This window comes from Thermoactinomyces daqus, from assembly GCF_000763315.1.
Lineage (GTDB): Bacteria > Bacillota > Bacilli > Thermoactinomycetales > Thermoactinomycetaceae > Thermoactinomyces_A > Thermoactinomyces_A daqus.
The window spans coordinates 48,090-62,516 of the sequence record NZ_JPST01000022.1 but is presented as its reverse complement, the minus strand read 5'-3'; the positions used below and the strand labels follow the sequence as shown (position 1 = coordinate 62,516).

Below are 14,427 nucleotides of genomic sequence, written 5' to 3'. Positions count from 1 at the left end.
AACATCTCCCGGGTAGAGGTTATCGGGTGCCTGATTTTCATCGGGCGCATCGGGGCACGATTATACCATCGAACAACACCCCTGGAACCCAAGAAAAAGGTTCATCTTCGCTCCGAAGTGAACCTCCATTCATTTTACTTTTACTGCAAATAATCATGAAGACTGCATTACCAATACAATTATCCAATAAAACTATCTTAATATCAAATAAAACACCTGAACCCGTTTACGAAAAAACGGCCGCCAGGAGCACTCCCGACGGCCTTTATATCAAACTATTTTTGTTTTCGCCATATTTTGGCATAGTCGATTGGATTTAAATTGACCATATCCGCATACTCTTCTGTCAGTTGTTTTACGACAGGCAGCGGGAGGCCGGATTGGATCAATTCCTGCTCAAACCGTTTGATGGCGGTCCGTTTGCCGAGACTGCACCGGATATAAGCCGAGCTGAATTTGGTCAGTCCGGCCGCCGTTCGCCCAATGAGATGAAGATACCCCATTGCCCCTGCCTCCGTTATTGGTCAGAGGGTTTATGATTGGGCGGGTTAAACGGCGGTCTGTCATGCGGACCGAAAGGCGGTCTCCGGCCCCAATCTCTCCAGTCTTTTTGCGGGAAATAAAATTGCTTGTTTCCGGAGGAAAAATTGCGAACCAAATCTTTCAGTGAAAACATGTAATCGGATGTCATTTTAAGAGCGGCATCCTGAGGAATTCCCGCATCAATCAATTCCTTGTACAAGCTTCCGATCGCTTTGCCCATCTCACGGGCAGAATCTTCGGAATAGAGAATGTCAAACAGCTTTGTAAATACCTCCGGAACTTTATTTGACACAACCTCAAGCAATTCCGGGGCTTTTTTGGCCATAACCTCAAGAATTTCAGAGATTTCTTTCGCAGAAGGACCCGGTCTGAATTCCATAATCCCATCTCTCCTTTAATTGAATTGAAATGATGAAACAGAAGCTCAGCGTCACGGAATGAGCGCTGCAAAAATCTTCGTAAAGCCAGCCGACAGCGACCTGAAGGCAAACCGGACTGCATCCCGTCCGAGGAGAAAGGGAGAAACTGCCTGACTGAGCGCAGCCGGGATATTCCTGATCCAACCGGTACGCCGCCGCGGTGCTTGAAACTGGGCTGCCTGGATGCGCGCCCAAAGCTGATCACGAAACGCAGGATCAGGCTGTGAGCCCCACACGGAAACAGCGCTGTTTTTTACGGCAACGAGAAAGGCAAGTTCCCGCTTGCATGCATCACATTCTTTAACATGGTTGAGGGTGGACACGATTTCGGCGCTCGACAGCGTCTCAGTCAATAACCAGGGCAGCAATTCCTGCACGGTTTTACACAGTTCGCTCATCATCAGTCCCTCCTTTGCGCAATTGTTGCCGCATCCGGCCCTTCGCCTGATGCATCCGGCTTTTTACTGTCCCTTCTGGAATACCCAGCAATACACTAATTTCTTTATAACTCATTCCTTCGACAAAGACGAGGTAAAAAAGCTCGGCATGGTGCGGTGGCAAGGCTGCAAGGGCGTCAGCGACGGAGAGTTCGGTCACCACCTGATCCGCAATATCCGGTTCTGAACCGCTTCGGAATTCGCCGATCTCCTCCAGACTTTCCAATTGCGAATACCGGCGACGGGACCGCAGCCAATCAAGCAGCTTATGCCGGGCAATCGCAAAAATCCATGCCGCCACTTTCGCCTCTCCGTTATAGCGGGCGGAACTTTTCCAGATGGCCACAAAAATATCCTGCATCAAATCCTGAATGTCGGCATCATGATTTATCTGTACCCGCAGATAACCGTAGAGGCGCGGGGCAAACTCCTGATACAGTGCCGCAAACGCCCTCTGGTCTCCCATCGCCATCGCCTTTAGCCACTGCTCTGCCAGTGTGTCCGCATTTTCTCCTACGCGTTTCCCGGAAAACCCATCCCCACCACCTCCCCGTTCATTCATATAGTGAGTCGGGGCAAACCGGCTTTTGGTTCGATCAATCCAAAAAATTTTTCCCGTCAAAACGATATCCAGAACCAACCCGGGACTGATCACCTGAGCAACATCGGAAGAGAAATGTGCCCGCGATCCGATCATCCGCACATTTACAAAGAAAAAGCCCCGGGTTACCGGGGCAAAAACAACGATGGTGATACTACTTTTTGGCCATTAAGTACATAAAGTAGGGGGCGCCGATGATGGTTACGACGATTCCGGCCGGAATCCCGCTCGGGTCCAGGATAACCCTGCCGATGGTGTCCGCGGCAAGGAGCAAAATGGCCCCGATCATCGCCGCAAGCGGAAGAAAGCGTTGATGTCGCGGTCCGACCAAGGCCCTGGCGATATGCGGAGCCATAAGCCCAATGAACGGAATACCCCCGCTTACGGATACAGAAGCCGAAGAAAGGGCGACCGCGATCAGAATAAGGAGCCGTCTGTCTCTTTCCACCCGAACGCCCAAACCGACAGAGAGATGCTCATGCAAATTCAAGATGTTGAGTAAATTCGACTTTGCCAAAGCCAACGGGACGAGCAAAAGAATCCAGGGAAGCAAAGCAAGAACAAAGATCCAATCATCCCCCCAAATTCTCCCTGCCATCCAGTTGGCAAAGAAATCATATTGCTCCCGTTGCAAACGGGTGGTCAGGATCAAAACAGCCCCGTACAGAGCCGCCGCGATTCCGACACCCGTTAAAACGAGCCGATTCGGGTCAACCCCCTCCCCTCTTTTATAAGCCATAATATATATGAAACCAGCCGTTAATATCCCTCCTGTCAACGCAAACAGGGGGAGTGCGAATAAAGAGCGGTTCGCTTCCGCTGTAAAAAACACGACATAAAAAACAACCATGAGCCCTGAACCTGCATTGATTCCCAAAATACCCGGATCGGAAAGAGGGTTTCGGGTAATGCTTTGCAGAATCGAGCCGGAAACAGCCAGCCCCATCCCGGCCAACACGGTTATAATGATTCTCGGAAGCCGGAAATCATACAAAATCAAATTTTCCCTGGCCGTTCCCTGCCCGAAAATCGTTCGCACCAATTGGGCAGGGGACAAAGAGACATATCCGGTGGCCATGCTGATCACAATCAATGCCAGAAGCAAAACCAATGCGGCGATCAGGGTAAAGCGAACCTTCTTAAGCGGGTCGAAACGGATCATGTTCATGTTCTTCCTCCCTTTCGTGCGAGATAAAGGAAGAAAGGAACGCCGATGATGGATACGATGGCGCCTACCGGTGTCTCGTACGGAGCATTGACCATTCTCGCCGCTGTGTCGGCCAGCACCATGAAGATACTCCCAAACACGGCTGAACACGGGATAATCCAGCGATAATCAGTTCCAACCAGATAACGGACGATATGCGGAGCGATCAATCCGACAAAAGAAACGGGACCAGCCAGCGAAACCGCGGCACCGGCCAGAATCAGCACAGCAACCGTCAGGACTGCCTTTGTCCATACAGTACGCTGCCCCAACCCTTTGGCCATTTCTTCCCCGAAGCTGAGGACGGTCAATCCTTTGGAAAGCATGACAGCCATCACCATGCCGACAACAATGGCCGGAAAAACAAGTTTTAATTGAAGCCAGTTTGTCCCGGAAACTCCTCCGGACGTCCAGAAAGCAAGGTTTTGGGACAGTTTGTAATACAGGGCAATGCCTTCCGCCAAAGCGGTCAATAAGGCCGACACCGCCGCACCGGCCAGAGTGAGGCGGATCGGAGACATCCCTCCCGGCCGTAAAGATCCCAGACCAAATACCAACCCCGCTCCGATTCCGGCACCGATAAAAGAAACAATCATGATAGACAAATAGTCAGACGTGAAATAGAACGCAAATGCACAGGCGAGCGCCATGCTTGCACCGGCGTTCAAACCAAGCAAACCGGGATCTGCGAGGGAATTTCTCGTCATTCCCTGCATGATGGCTCCGCTGACCGCAAAGGCAGCCCCGACAATGGCTGCTCCCAACTCCCTTGGCAACCGGATGCCGACAATAATCTGATCCGCTTCCCTAGCAGGTTCGTAGTGTAAGATCGATCTCCATACCGTAAGAAAATCCAGATGGGCGGCTCCCACTGAGATCGCGAGCACCATCCCCCCGACCAGAATAATCAAGCCAAAAGCCAACACGGATGTTCCAATGGCCGGTCGGGAGTAAACCCGATTACCTGTTGCCTGTTTGTTTTTGGTCATCATCATTCGAATTAGTCCTTTTAATTCCTATCTTTTCTCTTTTGTCAGTGCATTTACGATAAAATCAAGTTCGTTTTCAAGCGTAATCGGGTCATTAAAATTGAAAGAGTTTGAGTCAAAGGTAATGACATGGTTCTTTTGCACAGCCGGAATCCTTTTCCAAACCTCTGTCTCCATAAATGAATTGTCCGCTGCTCCGTATCCTGTTCCCACAAACAGGTAATCTCCGGCGTACTGCGGAAGCACCTCTGCTGAGATGGCTTTATATCCCGTCCCAAAAACATCCTGCTCCACCTTTTTGGGAGCTTTGAGACCCAGAGCCTGATAGATTACCTCTGTCCCGCGGGCCCAGTTGTTTCCATATACGTAAACATCTTTTCCATAGCTCTCCAACACGGTAACCGTTGCATCGTCCCCGATGGCTTCATGAACCTTTTTCTTCGCCGCTTCGGCTTTTTCTTGCCACTCTTTCACCCACGCACGTGCTTCCTTTTCTTTGCCGACCAACTTTCCGATTTCAATATGTTGTTCGAGATAGTTGTGTTTCTCATAGGTAAAGGCGACAGTCGGGGCAATTTCGGCGTATTTCTTGAGGTTTTTATCGTTAGAATAGGCAATGATCAAATCGGGATTCAGAGCCAGCAGCTTTTCCAACGAATCATTGCCGATCACTTCCACGCGATCCAATTTGCCCTCATAAAATTTGTTTTTCTTGGGCCATTCGTTTACCGCGATCGGGGTGATTCCCAGCTTCAGCAGATTCCCGGTGTAGGATGCGGCCAACACGGCTATTCTCTTCGGATGGGCAGGCACTTTTACATCTCCCGTATCCGAATGGTAAATTTTCATATCTGAATCGGCTTGGTTCGTCTGGCCTGCTCCACCGGAACACGCCGTCAACAACCCCAACAGAATAACAAGCAAACTGAATAAAATATGTTTTTTATAAATCCACATCCTGCTCATCCCTCACAAAAGATAATAAAAATCATTCTCAACAGCATATAAAAAATGATGCATGATTCCACAAACTGCCCGTGAGCTGCCAACACAACCCAGGGCTGAAAATCCGGAAGACGCGGGGAGGTCAGAAAGGACACACGCCCCGGCCAACAAATCCATTTTGAAAAATCCTCAGATCATCATTTCTTCCTTTGAATGAAACCTCTTGATCAAATCATAAGTAAGGCACATCGGCTTTTTAGTTCTCGGGTCCAGTCCGATCTCAACATCAATGTTAAAGACACTCCTGATAACCTCCGAAGTCATCACCTCTTGCGCAGTCCCTTCCTTTATGATCCGACCCTTTTTCATGGCCACGAGATGATCAGCGAAACGGGCTGCCTGATTCAGATCATGGATCACCATCACAATGGTGCGTTTTTCTTTTTCATTCAAATATTTCAGCAACTCCAGGATCTCCAGCTGATGTGACAAATCAAGATAGGTTGTTGGTTCATCAAGGAGTATAATCTCCGTTTCCTGAGCCAACGCCACAGCGATCCAAACTCTTTGCCTCTGCCCTCCCGAAAGGGCATCGACTTGCCTGTCCCTGAAGTCGGCAATACCCGTGACCTGAAGTGCCCAATCAATTACCTCCCGGTCTGTATCCTTCAGCCTCCCCATCCCCTTTTGATACGGAAACCTGCCATAGGAAACCAATTCCGCAACCGTAATTCCCTCCGGTGCAACAAGGGTCTGAGGCAAGATGGCCATTTTTTGCGCAATCTTCTTTGTCGATTGCTTCATCATTTCTTTTCCATCCAGAAATACAGCACCCGACCGCGGAGAAAGGATTCGGGCCATCGCCTTCAGCAGGGTTGATTTCCCGCAACCATTCGGTCCGATGATCGCGGTAATTTTCTGATCAGGGATGTTCAGGTTTAACGTTTTGACGATCTCAACATCGCCATAGGCTATGCTTAAATTCTCGGTATAAAGCCTGGACATCGGTTAGCCTCCCGTTTCTCTTTCCCGAACAATCGAAGAGACAGCGGCCCACTCTGTGTTCATATCCGGGCCATTTCCTTCGTCAGCACTGAATTGATAGCGATTCTCAATTTCATCTGTATTTTATTTAAAACAGGGGGTTATGTCAATTACTGAGAAAAAGTTATTCACATTCCCACTGCACCTGTACGGTATTGCAAGCTCGGGAAAAAGAAATGCAAGGCTGATCCGAGTCCCCTTAAAAAGCACCAAATATCGAGCAACGCCTCTACATCCTCTGTTTTTTCCCGAATTATCCAGCTTTTTCAAACAGGAGATCCTTCATCTGTTCAAACACCATTTGAGCATCCGGTCCGGAAATGAGCAAGGTCACCTGACTGTTGACCAAACCGGTGGCCAATATGCACATGCCGAGCAAACTTCTTCCGTTGATCGTGGTATGCTGTGATTGGATTAAAATGACACTGTCAAATTGATCAATCTTCTGCACAAATTGAATCATTTTTTCCAACGGAATGCGGGATGGAATTTTGCACTGGAAGCGAAGTTCTTTCATGTAAGTCATCCCCTTTAAAAAGATTCGCAAAATGAAAAAGGAGACGCGTAAAAACCGTCAGCAACAAGGCGGGCAAGTTGATCCCATCGCTGCCCATGGCCCTTCGAGCCCCCCTTCCAAGTATTTCATACTTCCACCTGCATCCGCCACAATTACGCGACATTTTATGACAAGATTTCTCCCGACTCCCTCAAATTTTACGTAAGATAATCTGACAACCATTTAGAAAAATGTCAAAAAAGCTGCTAAAATCATGACATAAAGGGGGCGGATACCGTGTCATTAAAAGACCGAAAAGTGATCAATATCGGAACCGTCAGTGAATTAACCGGGTTATCCATCCGGCAAATCCGTTACTATGAGGAACGACAGCTGATTTTTCCGGAGAGAACCAAAGGCGGCACACGTAAATACTCCTTTTCCGACGTCGAAAAATTAATGGATATCGCAAATAAAATGGAAGACGGCTGGCAATCTCATGAGATCAGAAAAATGGAAGAAAAAAAGTTAAAAGATCCCAAACTCCGGCACAAAATGATCGAGGGACAGCTAAATGCCGCCTTTGGCATGAAAAACTACAATTACTCCAAGTGAAGGCCTGCTTCATAGGCCCGAACATTCCCGCAGCGGCAGGGATGCCTCAAGCAATCCCTTCGTCCGCTTTCCGTTTGAATAGAAAATCCCCCAGGGCCATCTGCGCCTGGGGGCTCCTTTTTCTTTGATTCAGAACAGTTTCATGATCTGGCTGAGGATGAGACCGACCACGCCGAAATCGGCATCGCCAAATGTGGTTCCCTGAAAGCCGAGTTCCCCGAGAGCCGGAAGCAGCAGGGCAGGCAAGAAGCTGATAATGAGACCATTGGCAAAGGCGCCGAAAATCGCCCCGCGGCGTCCGCCCGTCGCATTGCCGAACACACCGGCAGTCGCTCCGGTAAAGAAATGGGGCACCAACCCCGGCACGATCACTTTCAGTCCAACCAGCGGCAAGAGGAACATGCTGATCAGTCCGGCCACAAAGCTGGATAAAAATCCGATGATCACCGCATTGGGCGCAAACGGGAACACCGTCGGACAATCAAGGGCAGGCTTGGCATCCGGCACCAGTTTGTCGGCAATCCCCTTGAACGCCGGGACAATCTCCGCGATGAGCATCCGCACCCCGGCCAGAACCACATAAACACCAGCGGCAAACGTAATCGCCTGAATAATGGAATAGACGAGATAATTTTGTCCTCCGGAAAGCTCTTTTTGAATATAAGCAGGCCCGGCAAAGAGGGCGACAATCAGAAACAAAACCGTCATCGTCAAGGATACGGCAACAGAGGTATCCCGCAAAAAGCTGAGCTGTTTGGGCACTTTGATCGATTCGGTGGACTTCTCTTTGTTACCCGTCAGTTGCCCCACCAGACCGGCGACAAAATAGCCAAAAGAACCGAAATGGCCGATTGCAAAATCATCCGTGCCCGTAATTTTCCGCACATAAGGATGAAGGATCGCCGGGGAAACCACCATCAAAATCCCCAGGATCACGGACCCGACGGTGACCAGTAAAGCTCCGTGCAAGCCCCCGGTGGATAAAATGACGGCAAGCAAGCAGGCCATGAACAAGGTGTGATGCCCGGTCAGGAATACGAATTTCAAGCGCGTAAAACGGGCGAGAATGAGGTTGACCACCATCCCGAACACCATGATCAAAGCGGTGGAGGTGCCGAATGTGCTTTGCGCCACAGCCACAATCGCCTCGTTGTTGGGAATCACGCCCGAGATGGAAAATCCGCGGTTCAGCATCTTTCCAAAAACATCGAGGGAGCCGATAATCACATTGGCACCGGCACCGATCAGAATAAACCCGAGAACGGTCTTCAGCGTTCCCGAAATGATTTGCGCCAGCCCTTTCTTCTGCAGGAGCAGGCCGATCAGAGCAAAAATCCCTACCAGAATTGAAGGGGTTCCCAGGATATCAACGATCACTTGCAAAAACTTCATTTTCATCCCCAACTTCCTTTATTTGGATCGGACAGCTCTACTCATAGGTGCGAGGCGAGCTTCTCTTTGATCTCCTCGAGATTCATCACATTTTCCAACGCCACAATCGTGCGCGTGCCGTCGTCCAACTGGGAGATGATGTCCTGCGCCCCAAGATAGATATCCGCCTTTTCGGTGCGGGCGGTCGCCAAATCGGTGTGCTCCACCTCCGCCTCCTTACCCAGTTCACCCAACGCCTTCTTCACGTTTAATTCCATAATAAAGCTGCTGCCAAGTCCATTACCGCATACGACCAAGATTCTCATCTTTGCATATCCCCTTTTGAGTAATGATTGATCATATTCATCACTTCTTCCGTCGTCTCCGCCTGAATGAGGCGTTCAATTTCCTCTTCTTTTGCCAGCAGCTCCGACAGCTGGGCCAGTGCCAGCAAATGCGATTCATTGTCGGCAGCGGCCAGCACAAAGATCAAATGAACGGCTTTATTTTGCGGAAAAAGAACCGCTTCTCTCAACCGCAAAAAACTCATCGACAACTGGTTTACCCCATGTTCGGGACGAGCGTGCGGAATCGCCACTTTGGGCGCAAGCACCACATACGGCCCCAACTGGTTAATCGACTCAATCATGGCTGTCACATAACGCTCTTCAATCGAACCGCTGTCGATGAGAGGCTTAGCCGCCAGGCGGATCGCCTCTTTCCAATCAGCTGCCCGCGTGCGCAACTGAATGGTCTGTTCTGTGATTAACTCGTTCAACATCGGTTTCTTACTCTCCTTTTTAAATGGAGGAGTGAAATGGTTTGGCGCAAAAAGCGAGGCCAACGCTTTGGACAAACCGGCCCGGTCATGGATATCGGCATACTGCTCTATCACATCCATAACCTTAACCAATTGCTCCCGGTTTGCAGGAAAGCCATAAATTTCTCTCGATACTTCGCTACGCAACCGGGCCTTCTCTTCCCAGCTCAAAATCGGTTTCACAATAAACAACTTGCAATCAGTTCGCAAATAGACGGTGGAAAAAACGATGTCACACTTGATTCGTCCGGAAAAAAACTGCCTTACAGTCAGGACATCGAGAAACAGAATATCCGGAAAGAGTTCACGCAGCACATGCGTCAGCAAATTGGAAATAGCAATACCGTTGGGACACACCACCACCGCTTTGGGCCTGCTGGTCAGTTCAAGCCCCTGTCGCCTCAGCCATCCGCCAAAATGCATGGTAAAATAAGCCATTTCTCCTTCGGGAACGGGCTTGCCCACCCGGTTTTGAAAAGGAATCACGCATTTTTTCACCAAATAGTGCAATGCTTCGTTTTCGCGCAAAATCACATCAAGCAGGGGATTTTGCATTTCGAGATCGTATTTGATCCGGTAATAAGCCGAATACAGATGCATCGCGATCAGCGAAGCCAGGTGATCTTTCTCGGCCAGACTGATACATGCGATACGTTCAAATTCCCCGACCATGGCTGCGGCGATCTCTTGCATCGGTTTTTCCTTTTGGGAAAAAACATTGGTCACGAGCAATTGGAGGGCGATATAGGCTTGTTCGGTTCGGAAGGCTTCTTCCGACAGCCCGTCCGGTGCCAATTCACCGAGAAGATGCCGGCTCACCCGGTATTCTTCAGTCCGGGCAATTTCCTCCCATTCCGCCTCATCCCAGCAGATCAGGCATTTCCGTTCCAGCCGCTTCCCCAAAAACTGAAGCACATAGGTGAGTTGCAGCAAATGCTCATCCGTATAGCGAACTTGCAGATCGCGTTCCACTCTCTCCAAACAGGATCGCACACCGGAATACGGAACTTCCCGGTCTTGCTCCAACACTTTTGTCAGCAAAACTTCTCCATTTTTTTGCTCCAATGCATGTAAAACCAGCCATCGCATCAGTTTGCGCTGCTGCCACTCCGGTCCGGTCAGAAGGTAGCCCTCCATCCTTGAATAGATCAGATCGACACCCGCCTGAGCGGCGATCCGTTTTGCTTCTTTGATATCGGACAAAGCCGTGTTGCGGCTCACTTGCAGAAAACTGCTGGCATGAATCAGCGACCAAGTTTCCTTGGTGGTGAGAAGCGACAACAGGATCAACCGGGCTCTCTCCCTGCTTGACCAAACATACTCTTCTCTCTGAACCGGTGAAAGCATGCTTTGCACTTTTTCCTTCAACACCGGTGGAAACACGAATCCCTCCCGGCGTCGGTATTCGATTTCCGGCAGCTTTTCACAGGTCAGCCAGGCATTGATCTTGTCCAGAGCATAAGCGAGTTGTCTGCGCGACAGACGAAGATTCTGTTGCAATTGATTCCATGAACTGTCCGGTCTCGTCACGATCTCCTGAAGCAGTTTCAGGCAGCGTTCATCCAGTAGCATGACCCATCCCCTTCTTTCCTTTAGTATAAACAGAGAATTTTCGTTTTTGTAACCGTTTCCATCACAAATATTGTAAATCGCTTTGTACAAATGTGGGATGATCGACAAAAAAAGACACCGCAGACTGAAGCAAGCGGTGTCTTTTCTTTACCCTTTGAGCGATCCGGCCAACAAACCGCGGATAAAGTATTTGCCGAGAAAAATATAAACGAGCAGCGTCGGGAGCGCGGCCATCAGCGCCCCGGCCATCTGGATATTCCACTGGACGATCTGGCTTCCGGAAAGATTTTGCAACGCCACCATGATCGGCTGCTGTGAAGTGTTGGTGATGGTGATCGCAAACAGGAATTCGTTCCAAATCTGCGTAAATTGCCAGATGCCGACAACCACGAATCCGGAAATGGACAACGGGAGAATGATCCGCCGGTAAATGCCCCAAATGCCGTTTCCGTCAAGTTGGGCCGCTTCGACCACCTCCCTTGGGATATTGGCATAGAAATTGCGAAAAATAAGCGTCGTGATGGGGATGCCGTATACGACATGGACAAGGATCAATCCCGGAATGGTATTGTAAAGCTGGATTTTCTGCAAAAATTGGATCAAGGGGATCAAAATGCTTTGATAAGGAATAAACATTCCGAACAAGATGAGCGCAAACAGCGTGTTGGAACCGGTAAACTGCCATTTGGACAGGATATATCCGTTGAGCGATCCGAGCAGTGCCGACAAGATCGTGGCCGGAATGACCAGGTAAAGCGTGTTGAGCAAATGGGGCTCCAATTTTTCAAACGCGATCCCGTAACTGGTCAGGTCGATTCTCGAGGGCAGTTCCCACATCTGAGCCAGCGTCGCTTCACTGACCGGCTTGAGACTGGTCGTCACCATCACATAGACAGGCAGCAGAAAAAAGACTGAGAGCAAAATGAGAATACCGTTGCTGAAAAATGGGGCGATGCGGTTTCGGATCACAAGCTCTCCTCCTTCCGAAAGGTAAGAACCAGATAGGGAATAATCAGAAGGGAAACGAGAACCAGCATGATTACGGCGATCGCCGCTCCTTGCGCATAATGACTTCCTTTGAATGTCGTCTCCACCATATATAGCCCGGGCATGTCAGTGACAAAGGCGGCACCAGGTCCCGTCATGGCATAAACCAGATCGAAAATTTTCAGGGATATGTGCCCCAGAATAATGATGGCACTGAAAGTGATTGGTTTTAAAGCCGGTAACAGGATATAGCGGAAAACCTGCCATTCCGTTGCTCCGTCCACTCGCGCAGCCTCTTTCAGTTCATCAGAAATCGAGCGCAATCCAGATAAAAACATCGCCATGGTAAACCCGGACAATTGCCAGGCCGCCGCAATAATGACTGCGATCAGCGCCAGGGGCAGACCGACGTGAAGCTGGCCGAGATGCAGATCGGGGATCACTTTTGTCTGCACGTACCAAAGCGGCGGATCATCGACGCCCAACTGTTTCAAAATCAGGTTGATGCCGGTGCTGGGGTTGAAAATCCATTGCCATACAACCCCTGTCACGATAAAAGACAAGGCCATCGGAAACAGAAAGATATTGCGAAACAGGGTTTCCCCTTTTCGCTTGCGATCAAGCAATACCGCCAAAAACAGGCCCAGGCAAATGCAGACGGCCATAAACAGAAGGGTAAACACAACCGTATTCCGCAGATCAGACTGAAAGCGAAAATCGGCAAACAGAAAGCGGTAATTGGCTAAGCCGGCAAAACTGAGATCCTTGAGGAACGTATTCCATTTCGTAAGGGAAATATAACCGGTCCACGCGATAAATCCATAGACAAAGACAAAAATCGCGATCAGCGAAGGGAGCACAAACAAAAAGGAAATCCATTTCTCCCTGTGCCGCCCTTTCTTCACTGTCGAAACCGTTTGTGCTTCGGCCAAAGCGATCGCCTCCTTTGAAAAAGATCAGGCGGCAGAACCAACTGCCACCTGAAACGATCTTGTTATTTTGTCGCCAGATTTGCCGTTGCATCTTGTTTCATCATCTGGATCGCCTGATCGACATTCCCTTGGGTGACAAATGTATTGATGATTTGGTTAAACTGCGTCACAAAGCCTTCCGGAGCGGCCGAACCGTGGGCGAGACTCGGAACCAGAGTGGACGAGCGAAAATCCTGCATTGTTTGTTTTCCGTAGACATCATACTTGCCCGGGTCCGCATCCAGCCGGGCGGGAATCGATCCTTTCAGCGGATTAAAGGCATCCTGCCCTTCAACCGAACCCAGCACGGCCAAAAATTTCCTTGTCGCCTCGGGATGTTTGATCCCTTTGGGCAATCCAAACGTGTCCGTTATAACGACGAACGTTTTATCCGTACCCGGGAACGGAGCCCAGGCGAAATCCTGGTTTGGCTTCAATTTCAGGTCATTCGTCAGGTAGCCTTTGGCCCAATCCCCCATCACATTCATCGCTGCTTCGCCTTTGCCCACCAATTGCGTGGCATCCTGCCAGTTTCTGGCCGCATGATCCTGATTGGTATACGAAAGCATCTTTTTAAAGGTAACGAGGGAATCTTTTACACGCGGGTCATCAAAAGATACCTGCCCTTTCCACAACTTGTCGTAATCGTCAGGCCCCAGTTTCCCCAGCAGAATATTTTCAAAAAGCTGCGTTGCTGTCCACGGTTCCTTATCCCCGAGAGAAAGCGGAGTCACTCCCTTGGATTTCAGCGTATCCGCCACCTTGAAGAACTCATCAAACGTCGCCGGCGGTTTCAGACCGTATTGGTCAAAGATCTTCTTGTTGTACCAGAGGACATTTCCCCGGTGAATATCGACCGGAACCGAATAAATCTTTCCGTCTTTGCTCACCAGATCAATCAACGCCTTGGGGAATTTGTCCTTCCAACCTTGCTCTGCATAAAAATCGTTAAGCGGTTCCATTTTGTCCGCTGCCACCCAGCTGTCGTTCAGCTCAGCACCGCCGTGAACCTGGAAAGTATCTGGCGGGTCGTTTCCCTGCATCCGCGTCGCCAGCACGGTTTTGGCATTGGTTCCCGCCCCGCCGGCGACCGCGGCATTAATGACCTCAATTTCGGGATTCTTCTTTTTGAAAAGGGCGATCAGTGCCTTCAAACCGTCTTCTTCACCGGCTCCTGTCCACCAACTGAAGATTTCCACCTGATTTTTATTGGCGGCATTGGATCCCGAAGAAGCCGAATCGGAACTGCATCCCGTCATGAGAACGAGCAACATGCCTGCCATCAGACAAGAGAACAAGGCGCGACCATTTAATTTCAAGCCCAAGCCCCCCTCTGGATCCAGAGTTGTATTAACATACTGAAACTAAATAAAATTAAGAAACCATCTGCTATTTGTAGTATAGCAATGA

16 protein-coding genes are annotated in these 14,427 nt (G+C 49.6%); 1 reads left to right on the top strand and 15 read right to left on the bottom strand.

What is annotated here, in order from left to right; translation table 11 throughout:
* Positions 1–275 precede the first annotated feature (275 nt).
* From JG50_RS0111400 to JG50_RS0111360, 9 genes are all read right to left on the bottom strand, one after another.
* Positions 276–503 (bottom strand): hypothetical protein, encoded by a 228-nt coding sequence (locus JG50_RS0111400; RefSeq protein ID WP_033101239.1) that lies wholly within the window; start codon positions 501–503, stop codon positions 276–278.
* 14 nt (positions 504–517) lie between these two features.
* Positions 518–922 (bottom strand): hypothetical protein, encoded by a 405-nt coding sequence (locus tag JG50_RS18885; protein ID WP_052154243.1) that lies wholly within the window; start codon positions 920–922, stop codon positions 518–520.
* 51 nt (positions 923–973) lie between these two features.
* Complete coding sequence (locus JG50_RS0111390) at positions 974–1,360, bottom strand: anti-sigma factor (protein WP_033101238.1); 387 nt, start codon at positions 1,358–1,360, stop codon at positions 974–976.
* Positions 1,344–2,039 carry an RNA polymerase sigma factor gene (locus JG50_RS0111385; RefSeq protein WP_160173859.1) on the bottom strand — a complete coding sequence of 232 codons (696 nt, stop codon included), beginning with the start codon at positions 2,037–2,039 and terminating at the stop codon, positions 1,344–1,346. Before JG50_RS0111385 ends, JG50_RS0111390 begins: the two co-directional genes overlap by 17 nt.
* A gap of 115 nt (positions 2,040–2,154) precedes the next feature.
* Complete coding sequence (locus tag JG50_RS0111380; protein ID WP_033101271.1) at positions 2,155–3,162, bottom strand: FecCD family ABC transporter permease; 1,008 nt, start codon at positions 3,160–3,162, stop codon at positions 2,155–2,157.
* 2 nt (positions 3,163–3,164) lie between these two features.
* Positions 3,165–4,202 carry a FecCD family ABC transporter permease gene (locus JG50_RS0111375; protein WP_052154242.1) on the bottom strand — a complete coding sequence of 346 codons (1,038 nt, stop codon included), beginning with the start codon at positions 4,200–4,202 and terminating at the stop codon, positions 3,165–3,167.
* Positions 4,203–4,223: 21 nt separating this feature from the next.
* On the bottom strand, positions 4,224–5,153 hold the full coding sequence (locus JG50_RS0111370; RefSeq protein WP_033101236.1) for an iron-hydroxamate ABC transporter substrate-binding protein: 930 nt from the start codon (positions 5,151–5,153) through the stop codon (positions 4,224–4,226).
* Positions 5,154–5,330: 177 nt separating this feature from the next.
* Positions 5,331–6,146: an ABC transporter ATP-binding protein gene (locus JG50_RS0111365; RefSeq protein WP_033101235.1), complete on the bottom strand. Its 816-nt coding sequence runs from the start codon at positions 6,144–6,146 to the stop codon at positions 5,331–5,333.
* Positions 6,147–6,438: 292 nt separating this feature from the next.
* Complete coding sequence (locus JG50_RS0111360) at positions 6,439–6,702, bottom strand: HPr family phosphocarrier protein (protein WP_033101234.1); 264 nt, start codon at positions 6,700–6,702, stop codon at positions 6,439–6,441.
* Between the two features lie 276 nt (positions 6,703–6,978).
* Here JG50_RS0111360 and JG50_RS0111355 point away from each other — a divergent pair, with 276 nt between their 5' ends.
* The gene (locus tag JG50_RS0111355) at positions 6,979–7,296 is read left to right on the top strand and encodes a MerR family transcriptional regulator (protein ID WP_033101233.1); all 318 of its coding nucleotides are present in this window, start codon (positions 6,979–6,981) and stop codon (positions 7,294–7,296) included.
* Positions 7,297–7,425: 129 nt separating this feature from the next.
* Here the strand turns inward: JG50_RS0111355 and JG50_RS0111350 are convergent, their stop codons facing one another.
* The 6 genes from JG50_RS0111350 to JG50_RS0111325 form a co-directional block, all read right to left on the bottom strand.
* Entirely contained in the window at positions 7,426–8,688 is a 1,263-nt protein-coding gene (locus tag JG50_RS0111350; protein ID WP_033101269.1) for a PTS ascorbate transporter subunit IIC, read from the bottom strand.
* 41 nt (positions 8,689–8,729) lie between these two features.
* Positions 8,730–8,993: a PTS sugar transporter subunit IIB gene (locus JG50_RS0111345; protein ID WP_033101232.1), complete on the bottom strand. Its 264-nt coding sequence runs from the start codon at positions 8,991–8,993 to the stop codon at positions 8,730–8,732.
* Positions 8,990–11,059 (bottom strand): BglG family transcription antiterminator, encoded by a 2,070-nt coding sequence (locus tag JG50_RS0111340; protein ID WP_033101231.1) that lies wholly within the window; start codon positions 11,057–11,059, stop codon positions 8,990–8,992. The genes JG50_RS0111345 and JG50_RS0111340 overlap by 4 nt, the downstream gene beginning before the upstream one ends.
* Before the next feature lie 147 nt (positions 11,060–11,206).
* Positions 11,207–12,028: a carbohydrate ABC transporter permease gene (locus JG50_RS0111335; RefSeq protein ID WP_052154241.1), complete on the bottom strand. Its 822-nt coding sequence runs from the start codon at positions 12,026–12,028 to the stop codon at positions 11,207–11,209.
* A complete protein-coding gene (locus JG50_RS0111330) occupies positions 12,025–12,978 on the bottom strand; it encodes a carbohydrate ABC transporter permease (RefSeq protein WP_220185014.1) in 954 nt (317 codons plus the stop codon). Before JG50_RS0111330 ends, JG50_RS0111335 begins: the two co-directional genes overlap by 4 nt.
* 62 nt (positions 12,979–13,040) lie before the next feature.
* Positions 13,041–14,276 carry an ABC transporter substrate-binding protein gene (locus JG50_RS0111325; protein ID WP_232331023.1) on the bottom strand — a complete coding sequence of 412 codons (1,236 nt, stop codon included), beginning with the start codon at positions 14,274–14,276 and terminating at the stop codon, positions 13,041–13,043.
* Positions 14,277–14,427 lie beyond the last annotated feature (151 nt).